Origin of the sequence: Sphingopyxis sp. (genome assembly GCF_035944815.1) — a bacterium.
Taxonomy (GTDB): domain Bacteria; phylum Pseudomonadota; class Alphaproteobacteria; order Sphingomonadales; family Sphingomonadaceae; genus Sphingopyxis.
Genome location: NZ_DASZAU010000009.1, coordinates 271,529 through 298,092, shown reverse-complemented (window position 1 = coordinate 298,092; position 26,564 = coordinate 271,529). Strand labels below are relative to the sequence as shown.

Sequence of the window (26,564 nt, the reverse complement as noted above, 5' to 3'; positions counted from 1 at the left end):
ACAAGAGTATAGGGTCACGCCGCCGATAGGACAAGGGCGGCACCCGCCGGCACCGCCCCCAAGTTCCCTACCAAGGCGCATCGGCGCGCGGGTCAGGCCTTCTTGCGCTTGCGCCCGCCGCCGCGGCCCTTGGTGCCGAGGCCGATTTCCTTCGCCAGCGCGCGGCGCTTTTCGGCATAATTGGGCGCGACCATCGGATAGTCGGCGGGCAGGCCCCACTTCGCGCGATAGTCGTCGGGGGTCATGCCATAATGCGTCATCAGGTGGCGGCGCAGCATCTTCAGCTTCTTGCCGTCCTCGAGACAGACGATGAAGTCGGGCTTGACCGAGGTGCGGATCGACACCGCCGGCACCAGCTTTTCTTCGACCACCGGTTCGCCGCCCAGGCCCGACAGCGCGGCATGGACATTGTTGATCAGAATGGAGAGATCCGAAATGGCGACACTGTTGTTGCTGACGTGCGCCGCGACAATGTCGGCGGTCAGTGTAACAAGCATCTCATTGGTATCGGCTTGATCGGACATGAGACTATTCCTTGTTTTTATTACCCAGAAGAGTGAACAGCGAATATTGGATTTTTTCTTCCGCCGCGCGGATTACTGCCACTTTGGATGCAAATCCGCAATGACCGATCCGCCGGTTTTTCAGCTATGACGGAGCCGGCGCATCGTAACCGCATCGCGAACGACGCCATCATTGCCACGATAATAGGCCGGCCGCCGACCGCATTCCGAAAAACCCGACCGGCGATACAGATAGACCGCATCATTATCTGCCCGCATTTCCAGAAAATATTCTTCAGCTCCCTGATCGGTAGCCCATGCCTGCCAATCGCTCATCAATAACGCACCAATACCGCAGCCGCGATAATCGGGGTCGACTGCCAGCAACAATAATTCGCTTTCGGGGCCAGCAATACGCGCCGCCGAAAAGCCGCAGGGGCGCTCACCGTCCCATGCAACGCAGACGCGCGCCGACGGCAGCGCGAACAGGGTCAGCAGCTGCGCGCCGCTCCACGCTTCGCCATACGCGGGATCGAAGGCGGCATCCATCACGCGCATGACCGCCGCAAGGTCGGCGACGCGCGCGGTGGCAAGACGAACATCCTCCGTCATGCCGGCGTCATCGGCTTGGCGTCGGGCGCGCGTCCATAGATCGGGCTCGGCTGAACGATCAGCGCCGAGGAAGGAAGGCGGAGGAAGGCCCGCGCGTCGGGCAGCAGCGGAAGCGCACGCCCCGAGCCGCGGCGCGCCACAAAAGCATCGGCGCGATTGCCGACGACCAGTTCGTCGCCGAGCAGGACGGCATCGTCAGGCAAGAGCGAACGCACCTCGCCGCGCGGCGACAGGTCGGCGGCAAAGGGCTGGACGAACCATTGGCCATGGCCACCCTCCATCACGACAAGCGCGCCGCCCGCAGCCGCGATGTCGTCGGCGGCGCTCGCCGCGACGAGAGCGAGCGTCGAAAAGCCCTGCACCGGCACCTGCCAGCCGAGCGCGAGCGCGCGCGCCGCCGCGACGCCGATCCGCACGCCGGCAAAGCTCCCCGGTCCGCACCCTGCGATGACGACATCCGCGCGGCCGCCATCCGCCAGTTCGGCAATCAGCGGAACGAGCCGTTCGGCATGGCCGCGGCCGATGACTTCATGACGATGATCGACGACCGCTCCATCCTCCAGCAACGCCACCGAGCAGGCTTCACTCGCCGAATCGATGACCAGATACCGCATGGAGGAATAAGGGCCGTCAGGCGATACGGTTGAAGCGGGCGAAGTCCGGGCGCGGGCTGCGCTCGAAAATCGTCGCGGGGTCGCCATAGCCGAGCGTCAAGATGAAATTGCTCTTCACATGCGGCTGGTCGGCGAAAAAGGCCTCGTCGACCGCGGCATTGTTGAAGCCCGACATCGGCCCGGTATCGAGCCCGAGCGCACGCGCGGCGAGGATGAAATAGGCGCCCTGCAGGCTCGAATTGCGAAATGCCGTCGTCGCCGCCAACGCATCGTTGCCGACGAACCAGCTGCGGGCATCGGTATGCGGGAACAGTTCGGGCAGATGTTCGTAAAATTCATTGTCGGCGGCGATGATCGCAGTGACCGGCGCCGCAAGGATCTTTTCGGCGTTCGCGGGCAGCGCCAGCGCCGCAAGCTTCGCCTTCGCCTCGGCGGTAACGCACCAGACGATCCGCGCCGGCAGGCTGTTCGCGCTGGTCGGACCGAATTTCACCAGATCCCAGATCGCGTGAAGCTGCGTTTCCGAGACGGGCTGGTCGAGATAGCCGTTATAGGTGCGCGCGGTACGAAACAGCTGGTCGAGAGCGCTGTCGGAAAGCGGCTCGCTCATGGGGCATCTCCTGAATTGGATTGGTCAGACGGCGTGAACTGCCGTTACCTCGGGAACATAATGTTTCAAGAGGGACTCGATGCCATTTTTCAAAGTTGCGGTCGACGACGGGCATCCGGCGCAGGCGCCCTGCATCTTGAGATAGACATTGCCCTTGTCGAAACCGCGATAGACGATGTCGCCGCCATCGTTCGCGACCGCGGGGCGGACACGCGTTTCGATGAGTTCCTTGATCTGCTCGATGATATCGGCATCGGCGGGGTCGTCGGCGAAGCCCGCATCCTCCGCCGGAACCGAAAAACCCGCGCTCGCGGCGTTGAACAATGGCACGTCCGCAAGGAAATGGTCCATCACGATGCCCAGCACATCGGGCTTCACATCGGCCCATTCGGCGCCGGGCGCGATCGTGACCGACACAAATTCGCGGCCGAAAAACACGCCCGTCACATCGCCGAGCGAAAAGAGCGCACTCGCAAGCGGCGACGCCTCGGCCTCTTCGGGGCTCGCAAAGTCTCGCGTGCCGGTCTCCATCACCGCCCGGCCGGGCAGGAATTTGAGCGTCGCGGGATTGGGCGTCGATTCGGTTTCGATCAGCATGCGCCGCATGTGGGGCGGAGCAAGGCTTTGTGCAAGATGACATGCATGCGCTACAGTGGGCCGATGCGCCGCTTTACCCATTTCGCCGCCCTCGACTGGTCGGGCGCCCGCGGCGAACGACAGCGCGGGATCGCGCTGGCGGTCGCGAGCGGCAGAGCCGCCCCGGCATTGGTCCGGCCGGGACATATCTGGTCGCGCGCCGACATCCTAGGCTGGCTTGAAGATGTTGCAGCCGCCGGCGACGATATGCTGATCGGTTTCGACTTTTCGGCCGCCTTCGCTTTCGTCGACCGGGGCTCCTATTTCCCCGAATGGACCGAAAGCCCGGAAGATATGCCGCGTCTGTGGGCGCTGGTCGAACGGCTGGCGTCCACGGATCCCCATTATGAAGCGCGAAGCTTCCTTGCCCATGGCGAAGCGCGGCGGCATTTTCGTCATGGCCGCGGCGACGTCGGCGACCTGTTTCAACCCGGCGGCGGGCGGCTGCGCATCGTCGAGCAATATCAACGCGAAACGCGGCAGGCGGCGAGCGTCAGCAATTTCAACCTCGTCGGCGCGGCACAAGTCGGCAAGGCCAGCCTGTCGGGGATGCGCCTGCTCCATCGACTGCGCGGGCGGATACCGCTCTGGCCGCTCGATCCGGTGCCCCGAACCGGACCGCTGCTGGTCGAAATCTATACCAGCCTCGCCGCGCGGGCTGCCGGCCTGCCGCCGGGACGGAGCAAGATTCGCGACGGCGAAGCGCTCGACGCGGCACTGGTCAAGCTGGACTCGCCGCCCGTGCGTGCTCGCGGCCCGGTCAGCGACCACGCCGCCGACGCGCTGCTCACCACCGCATGGCTGCGCTCGATCGCGGCGGATGCGGCGCCCTGGTGCCCCGCCCCGCTGACCGATCGTCTTGCCCAGACCGAGGGCTGGACCTTTGGCATCGTCTGACGGCCGGCTGAAATTTCGGTCGTCGGATATTTCCATTACGCCAAAAAATGCTTAGGGGGCCGACAGGCGCCGGCTTAGCTCAGTTGGTAGAGCAACCGCCTTGTAAGCGGTAGGTCGTCAGTTCGAGTCTGACAGCCGGCACCATCATCAGCGGAGCAATCCGGTCCCCTTGCGACGGGGGCGAGCGGCGTGACGACGCCCCGACGGGTTTTCGAATATCGCTGCTCCTCCGGCCCGCGGATTTTCCCTATCGCCCAAGACTATCTTGGGAATTTATTTATCCCTTTCAGCTAATTCGCCTTCCGGGAAATCGACAGCGGGGTAGGGCCGGAAGCACATGTTGCGAAAATTATTTGGCCGGATGGCCGGGGACAGCATGTCATCGGGCTTGTCGCAATCGTCGTCGCCATTGCACGGCGCGATAGCCGCGGAACTGCAGCGCCTCCATCTCCTGCAACCCGGCCTCGACCGCGAGGCCAGCCGATTCGTCGCGAGCGGCGAACGCGCCGATATCGTCGGCAAGATCGAAGCGCATTGCAAAGCGATCAATCGCTATTCGTCGCCCTATTTCAGCGACAACATCGCCTTCAACGCGGTGGAGGGCGCAACCGATGTCGCGCTGGTGACCGGCGAAATCGAACCGGGTCCTGAAATTCCGCGATTGATGCAGATCCGCATCGCCACCGGCCGGGTGAGCCGTCCGCATGGTCCGCCGATGAGCGTCGAGGACATGATACTCCCCGCCTTCGCGCAAATGGTCCTTGGCGGGGTCAATCGCACCCAGATCGATTACAAGGTGCAGTGGGCTTCGATCATGGCGACCGAAACCCTGCTGGCGCATATCAAGGCGGCCGGCGGCAAGATCACCGACTTCTTCGCGCTGGTCCTGCGCCGCGACGAAGTTCGGTGGATGACCGAAGGAAGCTGGCCTGCGAGCGCCAAATTCGCCGAATATGTGCGGACCTATCCGGCGGCGCTGGCTGAGGCGATCCGCCGCAACAGCCCCAATTTCCGCGCCAACGCGCTCAAGCTGGCCGAGCAAACCGACGCAACCGCAGCGCCCGAGATCGAGGCGCTGCTGGTCGCGATGCTGGCCAAGCCCTTCGACAAGAATGACCGCGAGATCGCAACCTCCGCGCTGGCCCGGCTCGAACCCGCGCAATTGCTTGCTCTCCTCGGACGCGAATTGCCTGTCGCGGATATCGACACGCGCCTTGGCCTCGTACAGGCGGCGGGTCGCAGCGGCAGCGGCGAAATTTTCGCCCTGCTTGCCGAGCGCGGCAAGGTGGAAAAGGCCGCGAAGGTCAAAGCAGCCATCGAGGCGATTCTCGAAACCGATGCCGTCGAAGACGTGCCGGCGGACGGCGCCGATGGCCTGTCGGCCTATGCCGCGATCGACGGCAGCACCGTCACCCTGCCCGCCCGAAAGGATCTCGGCGACGATACGCCGATCCCGCCGACCGACGCGGCGTGCGTCGCCTTCGTCGACCTGATCGAATTGATCGAGCAGCGCAGGATCGATGCCCATGCGGCCTATCTGGAGAAAAACCGTTCGTCGCAGCCGAGCGCCGCGCCACCCACGCGCTATCCCCCGGAGATCGTGGAGGCGGCGTTCGCCGGTCTGACCGAAGGGCGGAAGCGCCCCGAAAGCATGTTGGCGCATCAGGCGCAGCAGCTGTTCCAGTTGATGCATTCGGTCCGCTTTCACCCCGAGGGGCAGGCATGGCTGCGCGATGTGCTCGACCGCCTGCCGGTCGCCGCGGCGCTCCACGCGCTCAAGGCCAGCGGTTTCGACGATATCGGCGGGTTGATCGGGTCCGGCTATGTCTATCGGGAGGACCAACGCTTCGGTCCCGACATTTTGCAGCATTGGCTCGCGGAAGGCCGGCTCGACCTTCGCGATCTGGCGTCGGCCGACCATCTGCGCGCTCTTCTTGGTCGTCAGATCTATGGTTACCACGAACGGGGGGCGCTGGCGCCCCTGCAGGGCCTCGACGCCGAAGCCGTGTGGCCATGGATCGCATCGAATATCGACGTATTCGACGAAATCTTCGGTTTGAAGCCGACCGACAAGCCGCTGCCGCTCGACCGTGGGATGGAGGCGCTGGAGCTGTTGCCGCAAGCGCCGCAGCGTTACTTCGCGAAGCTGCTCGACATAGCGGTATCGGAAAAGCGCCCGCTGCGCCGCCGCGCAATGGCGCTTTTGCGCGACGCGCGCGACCTCGCCGTCCGCCTCGAAGCGCTGCTCGACGACAAGCGCCAGCCGGTGCGGAGCAACGCCGCGACCTGGCTGGCCGACATCCGCTCGACCGCGAGCGAGGGCGCGTTGCGCAAACGGCTCAAAAAGGAAAAATCCGACCCGGTTCGCGCCGCGCTGATCGAAAGCCTCCAGCGTCTCGGCGCCGACCTGTCCGACATCATCGGCCCCGCGGTCCTGATCGCCGAAGCCGAGGCGGCGGCTGCCAAGGCACCGCCCGCCCTTCCCGAATGGATTGCGGCGAACGGCCTTCCCGTGCCGCATTTCGGCGACGGTTCGACCGTGCCGGCGACGGTCGTCCAGCATTGGCTGGCGCTGGCGATCCGCCTGAAGGACCCCGGCGCGAGCGGCCAGTTCGGAATCTACCTCGACCAGCTGCTCGAAAGCGACGCGCGCGCCTTTTCGAACTGGGTCCTCGATGCATGGATCACTTATGACACGCACGCTTTTTCGCTCGAAGAAGCGACCGCCTATGCCATCGCGAATTATCAGCAGCATTTTTCGTGGATGTACCGTTCGACCAAGCCCCCCGGACTGCGCGAGGAAATCATCGCGCACATCGTCAAGGAAAAGACGGGCGAGCCGCTCAATTCGGGTTCGGACACCAAGGGCATGCTCGCGCTCGCCTGCCGCGCCGATCCGGTGTTCGCGGCGAACCGCGTGCGCTGGTTCATGAAGAAGCACGGGCGCCGATCGAACCAGGCGATGGCGCTTCTCGAAGCGCTGGCGGGGACGGCGCAGCCCGCCGCGTTGCAGGTCGTCATCGCGGCCTCGGCCCGCCTGAAGCAGAAGAGCACGCAGGCGCGCGCCACCGAAATCGCGCAGCGCTATGCCGAAGACCGTGGCTGGAGCTTCGACGAGCTGGCCGATCGCACGGTGCCGAGCGCCGGTTTCGACGACGACGGCGTGCTCGAACTGCCGTGCGGCGACGATGCAAAACCCTATAGCGCGCGGCTCGACGCGCAGCTCGCGATCCACCTGTTCAATCCCGAAGGCAAGCCGCTCAAAAGCCTTCCGGCCGGCGACGACGACAATACGAAGGAATCGAAAAAGGCCTTTTCCACCGCCAAGAAGGAACTGGCGCAGGTCGTCGAGCTGCAAGGGACGCGCCTGTTCGAGGCGATGTGTGTCGAACGCGACTGGCCGGTCGCCGACTGGCGGCTCGCCTTTCACGAGCATCCGGTCATGCGCCGCCTGATCGAGCGCCTTGTCTGGCAGGGGCTCGACGCGGAGGGCGCGCCGCTCGGGCTGTTCCGCCCGACGCAGGAAGGCGATTTCAGCGATGCTGCGGACGCGGCGGTCGATATCGACCGGTTCGCCCGCCTCCGCCTCGCGCACGGCGCGCTCGTCGATGACGAGACGTGCCGCGCGTGGACGGCCCACCTCAAGGACTATGAGGTTTCGCCCTTCCTTGCCCAGTTCGATACGCTCCGCGCCCCGCTCTCGGCCGAGCAGGGCGAGGCCGAGTTCCTCGTCGATCGTCAGGGATGGAAGTCCGACAGCCTGACCTTCCGCGGCGTCGCCGAAAAGCGCGGTTATGAGCGGGTGATGCGCGATGGCGGCGGATGCCATGAATATGAGAAGAAATTCCCGAGCCACGGCATCACCGCGACGATCTTTCACACCGGGTCCCACGCCGTCGACGAAAACAACCCGGTCGCGCTGAAGGAGCTGCGCTTCGGCAAGCTCGGCCAGCGCGGCGTCTTTCGCCTGAAGGACGTGCCGCCGGTAATGCTCGCCGAATGCTGGGCCGATTATCACGCCGTCGCCGCCAAGGGCGCATTCGACCCCGAATGGGAGAAGATCTGCCCCTGGTAAGCCTATTGCAGCAGCGGCACCGCGCAGCGCTGCTGCCGCGCGAGCAGGAGCGCATAGGCCGCGGCGAGCAGCTCCTCGCCGGCACCGCCCTGATCGAGCCGCGCGGCGAGTTGCGGCAGGCCATAGGCTTCGAGGCGCTGGACAAGGGCCGCACGATCGCCGTCGAGCGAGCCCGCGAGCGAAGGCCCGACCTCGGCGCGATCGAGCAAATGCCGCCAGGCCTGCGCCAGCGCCGCTGCCGTCCCGCTCCGCGGCACCGCGACGAAGCGGCGCCCTGCCGCCGGACGCAGGCGCGCGAGCCAATCGCGAACCGCGGATCGTTCGCCCCCCGCTCGCCAGGGCCGCGACCATAAGGACAGGTCGACCGGGTCGCCATCGCCGAACAGGGTGACGGGGCGCAGCGCGAGCCGATCGCCCTCGCGTTCCATCCGTACCAGGATCATGCCCTGCCAACCGCTCCGCACCGTTGCTTCGAGCGCTTCGATCGCCGTCGAGACGGGCTCCTCATGGTCGATCGTCAGGGCAAGCCACTGGCCCCGGCTGTCCTGAACCGGCCACACGAGCTGCTGAGCGAGATCGTCGAAATAGGGCGGCGCGATGCGCGTCGGGGCGATCAGGCAGGCGGTCGGCGTCTCGCTTCCGTCGAGCCCCGATCCCACCTGATCGATCCAGTTCCGGGCGAGCCCGTCCCAGTCGTTGAGCACGCCGGGCCAGTGGGGATCGGCACGCACGTCGCGCGCGACGATCGTCGCGCGCGCACTCGCGGGCGCCGATAACCGGTTGTCGGCCGACCGGCGCGATCCTTCGAGCGCGATCCGCGCGTGCGCGAGCACCGCGAGCGGCTCGGATTGCCATAGCGGCTGATTGCGCCATGCCTCGGTCGGCGCAAAGGTCGGGTCCTGCCCCGCGCCGCGCGCGAGGCTGGTCGAAAGCCAGCGCCCCGTCGTCAGTTCGATGAACCAGGCGGTCACGCCGCGTGCGCCCGACGCCGTTGTCCACCGCTCGCCACCGCAACCGACCAGTTGCAGCGGTTCCGACGGAGCGAAGTCGCGCCGCACCTTGCCCGCCAGCGCGATCCGCCGTTCGGGGTCCGATCCAGCGAGCGCCCGGACCAGTGCAAAGGCGGTCGCCGCCAGTTCGAGCATGCGGTCGGGGTCGAAATCGAGCGCGCGGGCGCGGCGGAGACGCATTTGGGCGGCGACGGCGCGGAGCAATGCGGCGAGCCGCGGCAGGCTGTCGGCGCGCGACGACACCGATAGTTCGAACAACGCCTCCTCCAGCGGCAAAGGCGCGAGGTTCATGCCGAGCGCAGCCACTTCGCCAAGGCTGGTCGCGATGCGGGCGAGGAAGGCTGGATCGATTTCGACGACCGCGGCAGCCTGTTCGACCTCCTCGCCAGCGTCGGGTACGGACTGGCCGAAATGGCGAAGCACCGCGAGCACCGCGGCGGCATGATAGGCCTTGAGACGCGACTTCGACGCTTTGGAAACGATGCCGTCGAATCCCTGCCCGCGCAGGATCCGGACCGGCCCGTCGATGTCCGGGAAGCCGACAGCGATGCCGCCCGGCGACGGTTCGACCGCCGTCGCGGTTCCGGCCACCTCGACAGCGGCGCGCCAGCCCGCCTTGCCGGCCCATTTTTCCAGCCGGGCGATATCGATCGAGGCGACGAAGTCCGCACCGTCCACGGGTTGCGCGTCTTCGGCGGCGGCTTCTGTGCTGCCTTCGGTTTCGGCACCTTCATGCGACAGGAGGAAGATCGTCGCCGCGATGCGATGCCGGCAGATTGCCACCGAACGGCAGGCGCAATCCGCCGCGCCCGGCCCGCGCGTATCGATTTCGACGCGCTGCCCGTCGGCCTCGATCACTGCCTTTCCCGCCGAAGCCGACAGCAGGCGAAGCTTGCCCTCCTCGACGTCGCGATGCGCCCGGCGCACGAGGCCGGGATTGGCGAGTGTCGCCAGCGCCGCATCGTCGAAGCCGACGAGCGCCTCGCGGAGCGCGGGATCGATCATGCGATCACGCTGCCGATCCACTCGGCGAAACGGTCGGGCGTCAGCGCCGCGATCTTCATCCCGTTACCCGACAGGCGCTCGGCCATCCGGCGGTCATAGACCGGCGCGGCATCGTCGCTGAGTGCGCCGAGTCCCAAAAGGGTGACGCGCGCCGACGCCATGCGCCGCGTCGCGGCAAGCATCCGGGCAACCGAACCGCCCTCCTCGAAATCGCTGATCAGGACGAAGATGGTCCGTGTCGGCTGGGTCACCAGCCCTTCGCAATATTCCATCGCCGATGCGATGTCGGTGCCGCCACCCAGCTGGACCGACATCAACACTTCAACGGCGTCATGCGCCTCGCTCGACAGGTCGACGATCGATGTGTCGAACACCACCAGCCGCACCGCGACCGACGGCAAGGCGGTCAGGATCGATGCCATGACGGCGGCATAGATGGTCGATGACAGCATCGAACCCGACTGGTCGACGCACAGGATGATCGTCCATGGCAGGCGCCGCCGGCTGCGACCGTGGAAGCGCAGGCGATCGGCGACGATCCGATTCCGCTCGCCATCCCAATTTTTCAGATTGTCGCGGATCGTCGCGCGCCAGTCGAAATTCTGCATCGACTTGAGCTGGCTGCGGCGAAAGCGGTTGGGCCGTCCCGCCAGCGCCGCTTCGACCTGCGGGCGCAGTTTGCGAACGATATCCTCGACCACCTTGCGCGTGACTTCGCGAATCTTGTCGCGCACCGCCGGATCGGCGCTTCCCTTGAAAGCGATCAGCGATTTCAGCAGGTCCTTGTTCGGCTCCAGCGCATCGAGCACCTTGGGGTCGGACAGCAATTCGCTCATCCCCAGATTGTCGATGGCATGCGCCTGCACGGCCTCGTACACCGACCGGGGAAAAAGTTCGCGCAGCTCGCCGAGCCAGCCGAGCGCGGTCAGCTGGCTGGGATCGAGCGACCCGCCGCGGCCGCGCTTGTCGCGGCGGAGGCCGCGCCGCTCCATCTCGCGCGCATAGAGATAGTCGAGCGCGCGATCGGTGCGCTGTTCGGCCCGCGACAGGTCGGCGCCGGGCAGCGAACGTTCGGCATAGCGACCGAGGACGAGGCGCCAGCGGCGGGTCGACATCTTCTCGCTCATGCCACGCAATCCCGCGCGAGCAGGTCGGCCAGATCGCGATCGAGCCGAAGATTTTCGGTCATCTCGCTTTCCGAAATCGCCACCGTGACCGACAGCGCGCTCGCCCCGATGCCGTGCCGGGCCGCCACCTCCTCGGCAAGGCGATCGACCTCGCGCGGATCGAGCGGCATCAGCGCCAGCCGGAGATAAGGCAACAGCGCAATGAACTCATCTTCGTCGACGCCCCCGACGATCGCATCGATCGCATCGACGATCGCGGGAATGGCCCAGATCAGCTCGCGCGCGATCGCGATCACCCCGCCGAGGAAAGCGAGCCGCTCCGCCGGATCGACATAAGCGCTGGCGAGTTCGCCCTTCAGACGCGCCTCGAGATCGGTCGCGGCGATACGCCCGTCGAGCAGCGAGAAAGCCATGACCGCGCCGGCGAGCATCGGCGGCAGCGCGAGGGCGGACAGCCGGCCCAGCGCCTCGTCGAACAGCGCGAGGTCGATCGGCGCCTCGATGGAGCGCGCCAGTTCGATCGCGCCGCGCAAGCTGGACAGCGTGCGAACCGCGACGTCGGTCTGGTCGGCGCCCGCATCGGCCAGCTCGGGAAGCAGGACCAGCAGCCGCCGCCATGTCGCGCCAAGCAGGTGATCGAGCGGCCCGGTTTCCTCGATTCCCAGCGTCGCGCGTCCACGGCGAAGCAGCAGCAGGTCGGTCAGCGCCGCGACGACCGATCCCGCCTCGGGGTCCTCGATCACCTGCTCCTCGACCAGCGCAAGGATCGCCGCCGCCTCGCGACCCAGACCCGCGCGGCACGCGGCGGCGAACAGGTCGATCGCGGCGAGCGCGCTGCGCCCCTTCCCCTGTTCGGCAAGTTCGGCAATCCGGTGCGCGAGGACAAAAGCCATGGCCTCACCCAACGTGTCCGCCGCTTCGGACAATTCGATCAGGCGCGATTCAACGAGTGGAGACCAGCACACAGCCCATATTTCGTGCAGCCGGTCGAGCGACACATCGTTGCGGAAATCGGGTCCCCCCGTGCGCTGTCCGAACGATGTGCCGATCAGCGTCATCGCGTGGCAGAAACGGCTGGCGGCGCGATGGCGCGGCTTGCGATAAATATCGAGTTCGCGGCTGCGCCGCTCCCCGTCGGCGATCGAAAAGCCAAGCGCTTTCGCCTGACCCCGAACGGCCTCGACCAGCGGCGGCGAGCCCGCCGACGGCGGCACTTCGCCGATTGTGGTTCCGGTAAGCCAGGCGTGGAGTTCGACCAGCAGCGGCGTCTGGCCGACGGGAATTTCCTCCTTGATGAAGCTCGACCGGATCGCATCGATCACATCGTCGCGCATCGGAAAGGGACGCCCGCGCAGCGCCGCCAGCCGCTCGGCCTGTTCGATCGCATTGGCGATGACCGGAAAGGACGGCGCTTCACCCCGACCACCGCGCAGATGGTCGGCGAAGCCGGTTATCAGCGCCATGCCGAGCCCCGCAGCGCCCGACGAACGCATCTGCCACAGCCGGTCGTAAAAGCCGGGCAGCGGCAGTCCCGCGCCATAACCGCGCAGGGCGTCGAGCTGGCGCATGCCGTAACGGATCAGATAGGATCGCCCGGCGCCGGCCTTTGCCGCGACCGGCTTTTTTGCGCCCTTTTCCAGTAGCGCCTCGGCGTGGAACCCGCCGACCACCGCGACGACCGGACCCTCGGTCGCACCGCGCACCTCGTCGACGATCGCGCGCATCTGTGCCTCGCGGACGAGCGTTCCGTCGCCCGCCATTTCCTCGTCGCTCGTCGCCGCGCGGATGCACGCGCAATAGCGCGCGACATCGGCGAAATATCGATGCCAATCCTCGTCGGCGAGGCGCGTTTCGAACAGCTGGTCCCACACCTCGTTGCCATCGCGGCACCCCAGCTCGCGCGCCAGCGCGGTGACATAGTCGCCGACGCCGAACAGCCGTTCGCTGCCGAGCAGCGACCGCCCTTCGCGCGGCGTCGCCTCATCGAGGTCCATTTCACGCGCGGTGGACGGCAGGTCGATGAAGCGCGCCGGGATGCCGCGAGCCCGTGCCGCCTGCAGCGCGATCAGCTCGGGGCTGTGCGCACAAAAGGGGAAATAGCTCGCGACCCGCCTCGTCGCCTGCCCCTCGTGAGCGTCGCGGAGCGACACGATCGCGACGGGCGCACGCGTCCGCGGGTCGCAAACAAGGTCGATCAGCGGGTCGAAATCGCAGGGTCCTTCGATCAGGATCGCAGCAGGCTCGACCGCTGCAATCAGCCGCTCCAGATGCGCGGCGCACGCCGGGCTATGATGCCGGATCGGCACCACCCACAGCTGCCGTTCGGAATCGAAGACGACCGGGTCCTTCACCGGATCAGCCGAGCTTCAGCGCCCGCGCCGCCTGGTAGAAATCCTTCCAGGCCCCCGAACGGCCGGCGCGTTCCTTGACGATATGGTCGACATAGGCGCGCAGCCGCTTGCCGTCGTCGGGCGAATCCTTGAGCACGACGCCCTGCAGCTGCCGCGCGACATGCGCCGCCGATAGCTTGCCATTATCGAGATAGACGGCCTCCAGCGCAGCCGCGTGGAGGACGTTCACCGCTTCGGCGGTCGACATGACGGCGTCGGGCCGGTTGAGGCTGACGCCTTCCGCGGTTCGCCCGGTGCGGAGGTCCTGAAAGGCGCGGACGAGGACGTCGGCGACGTCGCGTTCGCCGGTCACCGCTACCCCGGCCGGTCCCAGCCGTTCGGCGAGCTGCTTCAGCACCAGTTCGCGTTCGAACTCGGCATCGGCAATGGGATGGACGGTTTCGAAGTTGAAGCGCCGCTTGAGCGCGCTCGACATCTCGTGCACCCCGCGATCGCGAAGGTTCGCGGTCGCAATCACGTTGAAGCCGGGCGCGGCGCTCGCGATGGCATCGGCGCCGAGTTCGGGCAGTGCCAAGGCCTTTTCCGACAGGATCGAAATCAGTGCATCCTGCACCTCGGGCGGGCAGCGGGTGATTTCCTCGAACCGGACGATACGCCCCGACCGCATGGCGTTCAGCACCGGCGACGGGACGAGCGCGCGTTCGCTCGGCCCTTCGGCGAGCAGGAGGGCATAGTTCCAGCCGTAGCGGATATGGTCCTCGGTCGTCCCTGCCGACCCCTGCACCACCAGCGCCGACGTCCCGCTGATCGCCGCCGCGAGCAATTCGGACAGCAGGGATTTGGCGGTACCCGGCTCGCCTACGAGCATCAGGCCCTGCTGGCTCATCAGGCTGACGATCGCGCGATCGACCAGCGGGTCGTCGCCATAGAATTTACGCGATATGCCGAGTTTCGTATCGCCGAGCAGGAAGCTGCGCACCGCGCGCGGCGACAAATGCCAGCCTGCGGGCCTCGGAAATTTGTCCTGCCCCGCCAGCGCGGCAAGTTCGGCCGCGTAACGCTGTTCCGCAGGTGGCCGGATCGACGGTGCCTCGTTGGTCATCAATACGCCTTCTTTTTCCAGTCGGGATCGAAACCGGACCCCTTTTCCGCCAGATCGTGAAGATCGCGCCAGCTTTCCGCAAGCAGGACCGGCGGCACTTCGCCGAGCATGACCTGATTCCCGCCGCCCCCGCCGTCGCGGAGCTTGCGAAACGTCAGCCCGAGGAGCGCGGCGGGGCGGTTTTCTTCGGGCAGCGGGCTACCCGAAAATTCGATCTCGGCCATAAGGCCGGCGTCGCGGTAGGTCTTTTCATATGTCATGAACCAGCCGCCGTCCTGCGCCGGGCCGCGCTGATAACCGAGCTTGGTCGCCGCACCGCGAAGCTTGAACGTTTCGATCATCCAGCCTTCGCGATCGCCGATCGACCGCTCGCGCTTCTGTTCCTCCGCCAGTTCCGGCAGGTCGCGTCCGAACTGGTCGAAGGGCGGTGCCACCGCATAATCGGCGAGATGCGTGCGCCATGCCGCAATCGCGTCCGCCGACAGCAGCGACGAATGCGCGAGCCCTATCCGTGCGAAACCATCGGTCGCGACATCGTTGTCGGACGCGTCGGTATAGCTGCCGTCGCCCAGCGGCCGGAAGGTCGCCAGCGCCTGCCCGTCCGCGTCTGCGCCCTGCCACACGAGCCGCGCCGCGATCCGGCCGACGATCGGGTGGCCCGCAACGAAGCTGCCCCATTCGGCGACGTCCCAGCCGCGTTGCGGGAACATCGCTTCCTGAAGCCGGTCGGTTTGCGCGGCGAGCACTTGCTTCACCTCCTTGCGCGCGTTGGACAGTTGCTTCTTCGCGGCATCGACCAGCGGCTTTTCCTCGTCGACGCGCGGCCCGGGCAGTGCCTTTACCTCGCGCTCCTCGGCATTGAGGATGATCACCCCGTCTTCCGCGTCGAACCGCAACCGGTAGGTCCGCCCTTCGCCCAGATCGAGATCCTGCGTCCCGTCGATGTCGAAGCCGCCTGTCGGGATCGTCCGGTCGGCGAGTTGCGCCGCGCTCCAGCCGTTGCGCTCGGCGACATCGTCGACCAGCGCCGCCGCATGCGCCTGAACGGTCCGCTGTTTCGACCGGTTGGCCGCCGACAGGACGAGTTGCAGCGCCGCACCGCTGCCGATCGACGCCAATGTTTCGAGCAGCGCCTTCGCCTGCGACGTCCGCGCGCCATGATCCTTGAGAAAGATGCGGATGCGCTGCGCGGCATCGGCTCCGCCGACCCGCGCCGCGATCGCCAATATGCCCTTGCTGTCGACCGCGCTCCCCAGATATTCCCCGGCCTTCGCCTGTTTCAGTCGCGCAAAAACGAGATTGCGATCGGTCGGGAAATAGTCGGCGCTTTGCGGCCATCGCTTCGCGTTCGTAATATTCTGGCGCAGCGTCGCATCGACATGCTGCATGGCAAAGGCGTTCGCCTCCTCGTCGCTCGGCCGGCGGATATCCTGGTCGATCCAGCCGGTCAGCACCATCCAGCCGAGCCGGTGCGCGTCGCCCGGCGCGAGCCGGTCGAGCCAGAGGTTCACCAGCGCATTGCCGCCCGGCTGCTTGAGTTTCGCCGCGAGGACGACCCACCAGCGCGGCAGGACGGGGTCGACCGTACTGCCGTCGGCCCAGCGCAGCGCGGGAAGCATATCGAACGGGAACCATTCGAGGCCCTTGGGCGGCGCCTTCGCAAGACCCGCCTTTGCTTCCCCCGCCAGCGTGGCAGGATCGAAATAGGGCGACACATCCTCGCCAAGCCGCTCGAGCGCCGTAATCATGGCGGCGCGCGCCATATCGCTCTTGTCCTTTGCCAGCGCGGCGCGAATCTGCGGCGCCTCGTTCTTCGCGCCGCGCGCGGCGAGCCAGCCGGCAGCGAGCGCGCGAACCTCCTGGCGGCCATCCTGCAGCTGTATGGCAATCGCGCCGTCGATGCCGGGCGTATCCTGCAGCAAGGCCCGTGCCTTTTCGCGCAAGCGCCGTGAGCTGTCGCCCGCCAGTAGCAGCAACCGGCTTCGATACCGGTCGGGGAGCGTCGGAAAATGCCCGAGCAATTCGAGCCCCGGCTGCATGCGCCTTTGCTCCGTTCCGCTCTGCGGCGCCATCCCCAGCGCCTGATCGAGATGATCGAAACGGCCACACAGGACGGGCCAGAGCGGCGTATCGAGATCGGGCAGCGGCCCATACCATCGCTGTGCCAGATAGCCGGCGATGAAGTCGTTCCCGCCGGCTGCCAGCCACAGGTCGAAAAATGTCCGGAAGTCGGCGCCGGCGTTCAGCCGATGCTGCACGGCCGCCCCGATCGGCCCGCTCCAGTCATTGAACAGGCCGTTGATATGACCGTTGGACATCGCGACGGCGAGGCGCGCGAGGTGATGGAGCGACAGGCGCGGATCGAGAAAGAAGGCGTCGATCGCGGGGTGTTTGAACTGATGCCAGCGCAGCCAGTTGACCACCGTGTTGAACGACGCCGGCGCCATGGGCTTGGTGCCCGCGGCGAGTTCGGCGAGATCCTTGAGGTCCCGGGGCCCCTTGGCCGCGAATTGGCGGCTCCAGTGCCAACGCTCGCGCGACGCTTCGGCCTTGCCCTTCGCCAGCATCCGGTTGAATTCGGCGATTGCGGGCTCGAGGGTCCGCATAAGATCCGGGGGAACCGGCGTCGGTGCAGGCTCGGCCGGCACCGGGCCGGCTTCGACCCGGATACCGCGGACATCGACATAACCCTCGACGCCATCCGGCCGTGCATCGGCCACGCCGCCCGGCAATCCGGTGGCCGTCGCCGCGACGGCGGTGCCGAGCCGGTCGAGAGCCGCAATCACTTTGGGAGCCGTCTCGGCTTCGCGCCAGCGCGACAGGAGGTCGCCCGCCCGTTCGCCGAGACACCCCGCGGCGACCTCCACCAGAACCGCGCGCGCTCCCGGTGCGCCTTTCGCGAAACGCGCTTCGAGCGCGCCGATCAGCCGATCCGGATCGGCAGCCGTCAGCGACTGGCCCGCATCGGCCCGCGCCTTTTTGGAAGACCCGGCAGCCAGATCGAGCAGGAGGTCGAGAAACCGATTCTGCAGTCCGAAACGGCCGAGAGCGGATGCGAGCTCTGCGCGGACGTCCGCTGCCAGTTCGGGGACCACCGCCACCACGGCATCGTGCGACCGGTCGAGCCATTCGGTGACGCCGCCGAACCGGCCGACACTGTTGTTCGAACCATAATGCGCGGCGTCGCGGGAAAAGATGATGTCGAGCGCCGGCGCCAGCCCGTTCCCGGTCGTCCCGGCGAGGTCGACGAGCGTGCCGATCGGCTGATCCTTGCGCCCCTGTCCGAGCCAGATCGTAACCGCATGCCGCAGCCAGTCGGGCGATTTCTTTGTCCCGAACATGCCCCAGTCATGCCGGAGCGGCTCGAGCGCGGCGAGAACTTCCCCGAACCGCTGCATCTGGTCGATTCGCCAATTCGCGACATCGGTGAACAGCCCCTCTTCGTCGCTGCGCGGCCAGGTTCGCGCGCGCTGGGTCCACGCCCGCTGGCTGGCTGGATTTTGCAGAGAGAGAAGGATCGAGGGATTCGATCCGTCAGTCACATAGCGAACGGCATTTGCAGGCAGAGCCCGGTCCGACTTCGCCAGATGCTTGAAATAGGCCGCGATTTTTCTGGCAGGAAGTTTACCGGTTCCACCCGGATCCCCTGCACCGGACAGGCCCAGACTCCGCCTGAGGCGATCAAAAATCGACCCGCTCACCACGCCTCCCCACTAGCAGTCTTGGCCACGCCCTCGTTCTGGCACCGCTCGACACACAAATCCAATTAGAACGCCGGAGCAAATGGTTACAGCCCAATATTATTGACAATGGATGGAAAGAGGCCGTCACGGTCAGACCCCTCGTCGCCCTGCCGCGTAGCGACAGCCAGGGCTTCGCGCCCGGCAACTTCTATATCCTTTAAAAATCTCAATTTTTCAAAATCTGAAATTTTTTCTCCTTTTTCGCTTGAATTTTTCCAAAATGCCTGCCCTTATAGATTTCGGCAAGCAAGCGTCTCGTTCAGGACCACTACAAATTTGGCCGGCGCCGTGCGGAATTGCCAGTAAGGCGAAGGGGATTTCCATGAAAATCGTTCATCCGGGCTGGCTCGCCAGCACCGCACTCATCTTGATCGCATGCCAGAGCCCGGCCTATGCGCAGACGGCTTCGGAAAGCCCCGCGGCGAGCGAGGCCGGCGACGAGGATATCGTCGTGACGGGATCGCGAATCCAGCGCTCCGGCTTCGACGCCCCGACCCCGACGACCGTGATCGGCGAAGCCGAACTCGCGCTTGGCAACCGCCCCAGCATCGCACAGGTCCTGAACGACGCCCCCCAGTTCCGCGCCACATCGACCCCGTCGACCACGCCGGGCAATACGAACAGCGGCGTCTCCACCGCCGACATGCGCGGCCTCGGATCGGTGCGCACCCTCACCCTGCTCAACGGGCACCGCTTTGCCGGCGCCAACGACCTCAACATCGTCCCGCAAAGCCTGGTCAAGCGGATCGACGTCGTCACCGGCGGCGCTTCGGCAGCATGGGGCTCGGGCGCCGTCGCCGGCGTGGTCAACATTGTTCTCGACGACGATTTCACCGGCTGGCGCATGGGCGTCCAGTCGGGCATCTCGTCGCGCGGCGACGCCGCGCGCTATGGCGCCGACATCGCTTGGGGAACCGACTTCGCGGGCGGCCGCGGCCATTTCATGGTCGGCGGCGAATATATGAACGAGCGCGGCGCGCTCAGCCGCAGTGATCGCCGCAATCTCGAAGCCGGGCTGTTCCAGCGGCCCGACGGCAAGCTGGAACTGGTCCGCGACCCCAATTCGACCCAGCTCTATAACGGCGGCTCGATCCTCGGCCTCACCGGCGCGCCCCGCAATCTGGTTTTCAACCCCGACGGCAACATCGGCGCTTTCCCGCTCGGCAGCGTCACACAGGGCGCCACCACCGTCGGCGGCGGCGGGCAGAACATCTTCGACTATGTCGCGGTGAGCACCCCCTACGAGCGCGTCAACCTCTTCGCCCGCGCCAGCTACGACCTGACCGACTCGCTCAAGGTCTGGGCCAATTTCAGCTTTCACCGCATGTCGGCAAATTACAGCTTCTTTCCCGAAACACCTGCCGTCGCCATCATGCCCGACAATGCGTTCCTGACGCAGGCGAACCGCGACCAGCTGGCGGCGGCCGGCGTCACCGGTCCGTTTCTGCTCGGCCGCGTCCTCGACGATGTCGGCGACGACGGGGTCATGACCTTCAAGTACAGCCGCCGCAACCTCGAGGGCGCGATCGGCCTCAGCGGCACCTTCGGCGATGGCTGGAGCTACGAAGCCTATTACGATCATGGCGAAATCCGCCTCAACCAGAGCCTCAACAACCAGCGGATCAAGTCGCGCTTCACCAACGGCGTCGACTCGGTGCTGGTGGGCGGCACGCCGACGTGCCGGATCAACGCCGATGCGTCGACGACGAACGACGATGCGAGCTGCGTGCCGATCAACCTGTTCGGCAACGGCAGCATCTCGGACGAAGCCGCGGCCTGGGCCTTCGGCGGGTCGCAGCTGATCTACACGATCAAGCTCGACGCGGCGGGCGCCAGCCTGTCGGGGCAGCCCTTCTCGACCTGGGCCGGCCCCGTCGATATCGCGCTCGGCTCGGACGTCCGTTGGGAAAAGCAGGTCACCAACTATGTCGACCCGCTGTCGCTTGCCAACGCGCTCGGCACGCTCAACTCGTCGGCGACCAACGGCAGCTTCAACGTCAAGGAAGTCTTTGCCGAGGTGAACGTGCCGCTGCTCGACATTAGCGACACGCTGAAGCTCGAGGTCAACGGAGCGGCGCGCTATTCGGACTATAGCACCAGCGGCGGCATCTGGTCGTGGAAGACCGGCGGTACCCTGCGCGTCCTCAATGACCTGCTGTTGCGCGCGGTCTATTCGCGCGACATCCGTTCGCCCAGCATCACCGAATATTTCCTCAACCGTTCGACCAACATCGGCACCGTCTTCGACCCGTTCCAGGGGCCGAACGGTACGGTACAGAATAATGTCGTGGTCTATGGCGGCGGCAACGCCAATCTGACGCCCGAGATTTCGCATACGCTGACCCTCGGCGGATCCTATTCGCCGTCCTTCGCTCCGGGGCTGCGCCTGTCGGTCGACTATTACGACATCGACATCGACAATGTGATCACGACGGTGACGGCGAACGACCTGCTGAAGCAGTGCTTCGCCGCCGCGCCGAACGATCCGACCTGCAGCGGCATCATCGTCCGCGAAACCAATGGCACGATCGGATCGATCACCAACGGGTTCCGCAACCTCGCCAATTACCGGACGCAGGGTCTCGATATCGAGGCCTCGTACCGCCTGCCGTTGGGCGACGGCACGCTGTCGTTCCGCGCGCTGGCGAACCATGTGTTCAACCTGAAGATCAACGGCGCCGATGTCGCGGGCTTCGTCGGCGGAGACACCGCCTTCTCGACCCCGAAATGGCGCGGCACGGCAACGATCGCCTATGACAGCGACGATTTCGGCGCGAACCTGCGCCTGCGCTATGTCGACGGCGGGCTCGATCGCCCGTTGTCGGTTGTGAACAATGTCCCGATCGAGATCGTGAACAACAAGGTCGGCAGCCGCACCTATGTCGACCTTGGCGCGCAGTTCAAGGCGGGGCCCTTCACCCTGTTCGGCAACGTCAACAACCTGTTCGACCGCGATCCGCCGATCACGCCCTATACCAGCCCCAACTATGATGTGATCGGCCGCTATGTATCGGCCGGGGTCAAGCTGAACTTCTGACGTCTCTCACCAGAGCGAGGTCCCGGCGGCGGCGGTATCGACGATACCGCCGCCGTTCTTTTGTCCGGCAACCCGGATCGCAACCGCTCGCACTTCAGGTTTCGAAAACCGCTTGACCGGTCATCGGTTTCGTCCGATATTTCTGTCATGACAGAAATTACCGAACATGATTCGAAACTGTCCCCGGCGGCGACCGAGTTCATCCTCCATTGGGGCAATCTCGGCGGCCAGTGGGGCGTCAACCGGTCGGTGGCGCAGATCCACGCGCTGCTCTTCATTTCCGACCAGCCGCTCCACGCCGAGGAGATCGCCGACATGCTCGGGCTCGCGCGGTCGAACGTGTCCAATTCGATCAAGGAATTGCTCGGCTGGCGGCTGATCGAGCGTGTCCCTCTGCTCGGCGACCGGCGCGACCATTTCACCGCCGAAAAGGACATCTGGGAAATGGTCACGCGCATCGCCGCGGGGCGCAAGGCACGCGAGGTCGATCCGGCCGAGGCAGCGCTCAAGGCCTGCGTCGCGCGCGCGGCGGACGATCCGGGATTGAGCCCGGCAGCCAAGGCGCGTCTCGCCGATATGCTCGACTTCGTCACGACGATGGGCCGCTGGCACGACGAAATGCTGGGCGTGCCCAAACCCGCGCTGATGCGGCTGATCAAGCTCGGCGCCGGGGTGACGAAGCTGATCAATTGGCGGCCCGGCCGCGGCAAGGACGCAAGGTAGGAGGAAGGCCATGTGGGGCGGTGCGCAACGTGAACCGATCGGAGCAGCCCCCGCTTCCCCGGCGTGCGGCGACGACGCGCTTTATGACTATCGCTTCCGCCGCCTTGTCCCCGCCGCCGATTGGGACGTGCTGCCCGAGGACGTCCGCCGCCGTTTTTCCAAGCGCCTCGCCGGACAGGCGGTCGCAACCTACAGCGGCGAAATCGTCTGGACGCGCCTGTCCCGTCCCGGCTGGCTGCTGGCGCAGCTCTGCCGCCTGATCGGCGCGCCGCTGCCGACGGAAGCCAGCGGCCCCGCGCCCGCCGCCGTCGCGGTCAGCGAGGATCGCGCGAGCGGCGGCCAGTGCTGGACGCGAATCTATGGACGCGCGCGCGGTTACCCGCAGGTGATCCACAGCGCGAAAAGCTTTGCCGGCCCGACGGGGCTCGAAGAACATATCGGCGGCGGTTTCGGCATGGCGCTGACCGTCAGGGCCGAGGCCGACGCGTTGATCTTCATGTCCGATCATTATTTCTGGCAGCCCGCGGCGGGCATCCGCCTTCGCCTGCCGCGCTGGCTCGCACCCGGCACCACGGTCGTCACGCACCAGCATCTCGGGTCCGGCCGCTTCGCCTTCGACCTCAAGGTGACGCACCCGCTGCTCGGCGAAGTCGTGAACCAGCATGCGCTGTTCCGCGATGGCTGAGCTGCGCGTCCTCATCATCGGCGCGACCGGGGTGTTCGGCAGCCGGCTCGCCGAACTCGCCGCGCGCGAACCCGGCCTCGCGCTGACCCTCGCAGCGCGAGGCCGGGGCCCGCTCGACACGCTCGCGGCGCGGCTCGGCGGGCTGCCGGTACGGCCGCTCGACCGCGACAGGCTGACCGCGGATGACCTGGCCGGTTTCGACGTCGTGATCGACGCGGCCGGCCCCTTCCAGGCATCGGCCCCGACCGTGATCGAGGCGGCGATCGCGGCACGGGTCCGTTATGTCGACCTCGCCGACGGGCGCGCCTTCGTCGCCGCGATCGGCGCGCACGACGCCGCGGCAAAGGCAGCGGGGATCAGCGTCACCACGGGCGCGAGTTCGATCCCCGCGCTGTCGCACGCGGTGATCGATGCGATGACCGATGGCTGGCAGTGCATCGACCGGATCCGGATCGGTATTTTCCCGGGAAACCGCGCCCCGCGCGGGCTCGCAGTGGTGCAGGCGATCCTGTCCTATGTCGGGCATCCGGTCCGCGTCTGGCGCGGCGGGCGCTGGACCGACGTGCCCGGCTGGGGAATGCTCCACCGCTGGCGGGTACCCGGTGTCGGCGCGCGCTGGGCCAGCGTCTGCGACACGCCCGAACAGGATCTGCTCGTCCGGAGGTACCATCCGCACGACAGCGCCGAGTTTTTCGCGGGGATGGAATTGTCGATCCTCCACCTCGGCCTCGCCTTGCTCGCGCTGCCCGTCCGCCTCGGCTGGATCGCCAGCCTGCGCCCCGCATCGCGGCCGCTGCTCGCCATCGCGAAAACATTGCTCCCGTTCGGTAGCGATATCGGCGCGATGGACATCGTGATCGGCGGGCGGAACAGCCGCGACGAGGCGGCGGAGGTCCGCTGGACGCTGCGCGCCGACGGCAATCGCGGTCCCTATGTCCCGACGCTGGCGGCGCTCGCCCTGCTGCGCCGGTTTCGGGACGGCGGGGCCCCGGCGCCGGGCGCGGCGCCCTGCGCCGGCCTGCTGACGCTGGCCGAGAGCGAAGGCGATTTCGGCCGGCTCGGGATCGCCACCCAACGCAGCTGAAGTGCGTTTCGTCGCACCGAATCCCCTTGTCCGTCCCTTGTCGATGCTTACATATCGGCGCACGATAATTTCCCCCGGAAGATGAGGATCGCCTTGCCATGCCCCGTAAAGCCCTGTCCGCGCCGCTCGCGCTGGTTGCCCTGTTCATGACCCCCGCGGCGGCGCAGGCGGCCGAAGAGGAGGCGGCAGCGACCGGATCGGCGATCGCCTATCCCGACTCGCCGCGCGGCAATACGGTCGATCCGCAGTTCGGCGTCGATGTCGCCGATCCCTATCGCTGGCTGGAGGACGACGTCCGCGTCAATCCGAAGGTCGCCGACTGGGTCGCGGCGCAGAACAAGGTGACCGACGCCTATCTGGGCACCCTGCCCGGCCGCGATGCCTTCGCGAAGCGGATGACCGAGCTTTACAATTACGAACGCTTCGGCCTGCCGACCAAGGCGGGAACGCGCTATTTCTACAGCCGCAACGACGGGCTGCAGCCGCAGTCGGTGCTCTATGTCCGCGAAGGGCTGAAGGGCGAGGGCCGCATCCTCATCGACCCCAATAGCTGGGCGAAGGACGGCGCCACCGCGCTCGCCGAATGGACCCCGTCGGAAGACGGCAAATATCTCCTTTATTCGGTGCAGGACGGCGGCACCGACTGGCGCATCGTGCGCGTCAAGGATGTCTCGACAGGCAAGGACCTCGACGACGAAGTACGCTGGGTCAAATTCTCGGCGCTCGACTGGGCGAAGGACGGCAGCGGCTTCTATTATTCGCGCTTCCCCGAACCGAAGGAGGGCGAAGCCTTCCAGTCCCTGAACGAAAATCACGCGGTCTATTTCCACAAGCTCGGCACGCCGCAGGCCGCCGACGTGCTGATCCACGCGACCCCCGACAAGCCGAAGCTGAACAATGCCGCCATCGTCACCGACGACGGCAAATATCTGCTCGTCGTGGGATCGGAGGGCACCGACGAACGCTATGGCCTGACGCTCTACCCGCTCGGGTCCAAGGGCGCGGGCAAGCCGGTCACGCTGGTCGACGATTTCGCGAACAACTGGGAATATGTGACCAACGAAGGCACGCGCTTCACCTTCCTCACGAACAAGGGCGCGCCGCGCCAGCGCATCGTGTCGTTGGACATCAAAAAGCCCGCGCAGCTCACCGAGCTCGTCGCCGAGAGCGAGGACACGCTGGTCGGCGCGTCGCGCGTCGGCAGCCGCATCATCCTCTCCTATCTCGGCGATGCCAAGTCGGAAGCCGAAATGGTTGCGCTCGATGGCAAGAAGGTCGCGAATATCCGTCTCGCCGACATCGGGTCGGCGTCGGGTTTCGGCGGCAAGTCGCGCGACCCCGAAACCTTCTATGCCTTTTCCAGCTACGCGCGGCCGACCACCATTTACCGGCTCGACACGAACACCGGCAAAACCGAGATTTTCGCCGAACCCAAGCTGACCTTCAAACCCGACGATTTCACTGTCGAGCAGCGCTTCTACAAATCGAAGGACGGCACCGAAGTGCCGATGTTCGTCGTGATGAAAAAGGGCCTCGACCGCAGCAAGGGCTCGCCGACGCTTCTCTATGGCTATGGCGGCTTCAACGTCTCGATGACCCCCGGCTTCTCGCCGACGCGGCTCGCGTGGGTCGACAAGGGCGGCGTGCTCGCGATCGCGAACCTGCGCGGCGGCGGCGAATATGGCAAGGCTTGGCACGATGCCGGCCGGCTCGACAAGAAGCAGAATGTCTTCGACGATTTCATCGCCGCGGGTGAATATCTGATCGCCGAGGGGATCGCGGGCAAGGGCCAGGTCGCGATCGAAGGCGGGTCGAACGGCGGCCTGCTCGTCGGCGCGGTGACCAACCAGCGTCCCGACCTGTTCGCCGCGGCGCTGCCCGCGGTCGGCGTGATGGACATGCTGCGCTTCGACCGCTTCACCGCCGGCCGCTATTGGGTCGACGACTATGGCTATCCGTCGAAGGAAGGCGATTTCAAGAACCTGCTCGCCTATTCGCCCTATCACAACATCAAGGACGGCACGGCCTATCCGGCGGTACTGGTGACGACGGCCGACACCGACGACCGCGTCGTCCCGGGGCACAGCTTCAAATATACCGCCGCGCTCCAGCATGCGAAGGCGGGCGACAAGCCGCACCTGATCCGCGTCGAAACCCGCGCCGGCCACGGCAGCGGCAAGCCGACCGACAAGATCATCGCCGAGGCGGCCGACAAATATGCCTTCGCGGCGAAGTGGACGGGGCTCGACGTCGAATAATGAGCTACGCCCTCGCTTTCACCGCGACCGATCCCGCCGAGCTCTGGGCCGAGGCGGGCGACGCCGCCGCGGCGCTCGTCGCAGGCGAGCCCGACGGCATCGCCAATATGGCGAATGTCGCGGCGCTGATCTGGCAGGCGATCCCCGACCTCAACTGGGCGGGCTTCTATCGCTTCGACGGGACCGAGCTCGTGCTCGGCCCGTTCCAGGGCAAGGCGGCGTGCATCCGCATCCCGCTGGAAAAGGGCGTGTGCGGCGCCGCCGCGCGCCTTCGTGCCACCCAGCGCGTCGACGATGTCCACGCCTTCCCCGGCCATATCGCGTGCGACGCCGACAGCCGCAGCGAGCTGGTCGTGCCGGTGATCGCGCATGATCGGCTGGTCGGCGTGCTCGACCTCGACAGCCCGCGCCCCGCGCGCTTCACCGCCGCGGACCAGGCCGGCGCCGAAGCGCTGGTCGCGCGGATCGCGAGCGCGCTCGCAGGCTAGGCTC

18 protein-coding genes and 1 tRNA gene are annotated in these 26,564 nt (G+C 66.4%); 9 read left to right on the top strand and 10 right to left on the bottom strand.

Annotated features, from left to right (window positions below; all coding sequences use genetic code 11):
* Positions 1-92: 92 nt before the first annotated feature.
* The 5 genes from VGU00_RS12250 to VGU00_RS12230 all read right to left on the bottom strand — a co-directional run bounded on the left by VGU00_RS12250 (position 93) and on the right by VGU00_RS12230 (position 2,936).
* On the bottom strand, positions 93-524 hold the full coding sequence (locus VGU00_RS12250; RefSeq protein ID WP_327468855.1) for a MucR family transcriptional regulator: 432 nt from the start codon (positions 522-524) through the stop codon (positions 93-95).
* Between the two features lie 120 nt (positions 525-644).
* Positions 645-1,115 (bottom strand): GNAT family N-acetyltransferase, encoded by a 471-nt coding sequence (locus VGU00_RS12245; RefSeq protein ID WP_327468853.1) that lies wholly within the window; start codon positions 1,113-1,115, stop codon positions 645-647.
* Positions 1,112-1,729, bottom strand: a complete 618-nt coding sequence (gene tsaB, locus VGU00_RS12240; protein ID WP_327468851.1) for a tRNA (adenosine(37)-N6)-threonylcarbamoyltransferase complex dimerization subunit type 1 TsaB — start codon at positions 1,727-1,729, stop codon at positions 1,112-1,114. Before tsaB ends, VGU00_RS12245 begins: the two co-directional genes overlap by 4 nt.
* Before the next feature lie 16 nt (positions 1,730-1,745).
* Positions 1,746-2,339, bottom strand: coding sequence for a malonic semialdehyde reductase (locus tag VGU00_RS12235; protein WP_327468849.1), 594 nt, complete (start codon positions 2,337-2,339; stop codon positions 1,746-1,748).
* Positions 2,340-2,363: 24 nt separating this feature from the next.
* A complete protein-coding gene (locus tag VGU00_RS12230; protein ID WP_327468847.1) occupies positions 2,364-2,936 on the bottom strand; it encodes a NifU family protein in 573 nt (190 codons plus the stop codon).
* Between the two features lie 45 nt (positions 2,937-2,981).
* Between VGU00_RS12230 and VGU00_RS12225 the strand changes: the two genes are divergently transcribed.
* The 3 genes from VGU00_RS12225 to VGU00_RS12215 all read left to right on the top strand — a co-directional run bounded on the left by VGU00_RS12225 (position 2,982) and on the right by VGU00_RS12215 (position 7,947).
* Positions 2,982-3,872, top strand: a complete 891-nt coding sequence (locus VGU00_RS12225) for a hypothetical protein (RefSeq protein ID WP_327468845.1) — start codon at positions 2,982-2,984, stop codon at positions 3,870-3,872.
* Positions 3,873-3,940: 68 nt separating this feature from the next.
* Positions 3,941-4,016 (top strand) — tRNA-Thr (locus tag VGU00_RS12220).
* A gap of 232 nt (positions 4,017-4,248) precedes the next feature.
* On the top strand, positions 4,249-7,947 hold the full coding sequence (locus VGU00_RS12215; protein ID WP_327468843.1) for a DUF4132 domain-containing protein: 3,699 nt from the start codon (positions 4,249-4,251) through the stop codon (positions 7,945-7,947).
* Positions 7,948-7,949: 2 nt separating this feature from the next.
* Here the strand turns inward: VGU00_RS12215 and VGU00_RS12210 are convergent, their stop codons facing one another.
* The 5 genes from VGU00_RS12210 to VGU00_RS12190 are packed head-to-tail and all read right to left on the bottom strand — an operon-like array spanning position 7,950 to position 18,084.
* Entirely contained in the window at positions 7,950-9,962 is a 2,013-nt protein-coding gene (locus VGU00_RS12210) for a hypothetical protein (protein ID WP_327468841.1), read from the bottom strand.
* Positions 9,959-11,089, bottom strand: coding sequence for a VWA domain-containing protein (locus tag VGU00_RS12205; RefSeq protein ID WP_327468839.1), 1,131 nt, complete (start codon positions 11,087-11,089; stop codon positions 9,959-9,961). Before VGU00_RS12205 ends, VGU00_RS12210 begins: the two co-directional genes overlap by 4 nt.
* The gene (locus VGU00_RS12200; protein ID WP_327468837.1) at positions 11,086-13,440 is read right to left on the bottom strand and encodes a DUF5682 family protein; all 2,355 of its coding nucleotides are present in this window, start codon (positions 13,438-13,440) and stop codon (positions 11,086-11,088) included. Before VGU00_RS12200 ends, VGU00_RS12205 begins: the two co-directional genes overlap by 4 nt.
* Positions 13,441-13,444: 4 nt before the next feature.
* Positions 13,445-14,542 (bottom strand): AAA family ATPase, encoded by a 1,098-nt coding sequence (locus VGU00_RS12195; protein WP_327468835.1) that lies wholly within the window; start codon positions 14,540-14,542, stop codon positions 13,445-13,447.
* The gene (locus VGU00_RS12190; RefSeq protein WP_327468833.1) at positions 14,542-18,084 is read right to left on the bottom strand and encodes a DUF4132 domain-containing protein; all 3,543 of its coding nucleotides are present in this window, start codon (positions 18,082-18,084) and stop codon (positions 14,542-14,544) included. Before VGU00_RS12190 ends, VGU00_RS12195 begins: the two co-directional genes overlap by 1 nt.
* Positions 18,085-18,607: 523 nt before the next feature.
* Between VGU00_RS12190 and VGU00_RS12185 the strand changes: the two genes are divergently transcribed.
* The 6 genes from VGU00_RS12185 (at position 18,608) to VGU00_RS12160 (ending at position 26,560) form a co-directional block, all read left to right on the top strand.
* Positions 18,608-21,322: a TonB-dependent receptor plug domain-containing protein gene (locus VGU00_RS12185; protein WP_327468830.1), complete on the top strand. Its 2,715-nt coding sequence runs from the start codon at positions 18,608-18,610 to the stop codon at positions 21,320-21,322.
* 147 nt (positions 21,323-21,469) lie between these two features.
* Positions 21,470-22,045 carry a GbsR/MarR family transcriptional regulator gene (locus VGU00_RS12180; RefSeq protein WP_327468828.1) on the top strand — a complete coding sequence of 192 codons (576 nt, stop codon included), beginning with the start codon at positions 21,470-21,472 and terminating at the stop codon, positions 22,043-22,045.
* A gap of 10 nt (positions 22,046-22,055) precedes the next feature.
* A complete protein-coding gene (locus tag VGU00_RS12175) occupies positions 22,056-22,730 on the top strand; it encodes a DUF4166 domain-containing protein (protein ID WP_327468826.1) in 675 nt (224 codons plus the stop codon).
* On the top strand, positions 22,723-23,814 hold the full coding sequence (locus tag VGU00_RS12170; RefSeq protein WP_327468824.1) for a saccharopine dehydrogenase NADP-binding domain-containing protein: 1,092 nt from the start codon (positions 22,723-22,725) through the stop codon (positions 23,812-23,814). The genes VGU00_RS12175 and VGU00_RS12170 overlap by 8 nt, the downstream gene beginning before the upstream one ends.
* 98 nt (positions 23,815-23,912) lie before the next feature.
* Positions 23,913-26,072, top strand: coding sequence for a prolyl oligopeptidase family serine peptidase (locus tag VGU00_RS12165; RefSeq protein ID WP_327468822.1), 2,160 nt, complete (start codon positions 23,913-23,915; stop codon positions 26,070-26,072).
* Positions 26,072-26,560: a GAF domain-containing protein gene (locus VGU00_RS12160; RefSeq protein WP_327468820.1), complete on the top strand. Its 489-nt coding sequence runs from the start codon at positions 26,072-26,074 to the stop codon at positions 26,558-26,560. Before VGU00_RS12165 ends, VGU00_RS12160 begins: the two co-directional genes overlap by 1 nt.
* Positions 26,561-26,564 lie beyond the last annotated feature (4 nt).

Bases quoted from the DNA above. Each gene is read 5' to 3' on its own strand.
- VGU00_RS12230 (WP_327468847.1), bottom strand. From the start codon at position 2,936: ATGCTGATCGAAACCGAATCGACGCCCAATCCCGCGACGCTCAAATTC.
- VGU00_RS12165 (WP_327468822.1), top strand. From the start codon at position 23,913: ATGCCCCGTAAAGCCCTGTCCGCGCCGCTCGCGCTGGTTGCCCTGTTC.
- VGU00_RS12225 (WP_327468845.1), top strand. From the start codon at position 2,982: ATGCGCTACAGTGGGCCGATGCGCCGCTTTACCCATTTCGCCGCCCTC.
- VGU00_RS12245 (WP_327468853.1), bottom strand. From the start codon at position 1,115: ATGACGGAGGATGTTCGTCTTGCCACCGCGCGCGTCGCCGACCTTGCG.
- tsaB (WP_327468851.1), bottom strand. From the start codon at position 1,729: ATGCGGTATCTGGTCATCGATTCGGCGAGTGAAGCCTGCTCGGTGGCG.
- VGU00_RS12210 (WP_327468841.1), bottom strand. From the start codon at position 9,962: ATGATCGATCCCGCGCTCCGCGAGGCGCTCGTCGGCTTCGACGATGCG.
- VGU00_RS12250 (WP_327468855.1), bottom strand. From the start codon at position 524: ATGTCCGATCAAGCCGATACCAATGAGATGCTTGTTACACTGACCGCC.
- VGU00_RS12175 (WP_327468826.1), top strand. From the start codon at position 22,056: ATGTGGGGCGGTGCGCAACGTGAACCGATCGGAGCAGCCCCCGCTTCC.
- VGU00_RS12160 (WP_327468820.1), top strand. From the start codon at position 26,072: ATGAGCTACGCCCTCGCTTTCACCGCGACCGATCCCGCCGAGCTCTGG.
- VGU00_RS12205 (WP_327468839.1), bottom strand. From the start codon at position 11,089: ATGAGCGAGAAGATGTCGACCCGCCGCTGGCGCCTCGTCCTCGGTCGC.
- VGU00_RS12185 (WP_327468830.1), top strand. From the start codon at position 18,608: ATGAAAATCGTTCATCCGGGCTGGCTCGCCAGCACCGCACTCATCTTG.
- VGU00_RS12215 (WP_327468843.1), top strand. From the start codon at position 4,249: ATGTCATCGGGCTTGTCGCAATCGTCGTCGCCATTGCACGGCGCGATA.
- VGU00_RS12235 (WP_327468849.1), bottom strand. From the start codon at position 2,339: ATGAGCGAGCCGCTTTCCGACAGCGCTCTCGACCAGCTGTTTCGTACC.
- VGU00_RS12195 (WP_327468835.1), bottom strand. From the start codon at position 14,542: ATGACCAACGAGGCACCGTCGATCCGGCCACCTGCGGAACAGCGTTAC.
- VGU00_RS12170 (WP_327468824.1), top strand. From the start codon at position 22,723: ATGGCTGAGCTGCGCGTCCTCATCATCGGCGCGACCGGGGTGTTCGGC.
- VGU00_RS12180 (WP_327468828.1), top strand. From the start codon at position 21,470: ATGACAGAAATTACCGAACATGATTCGAAACTGTCCCCGGCGGCGACC.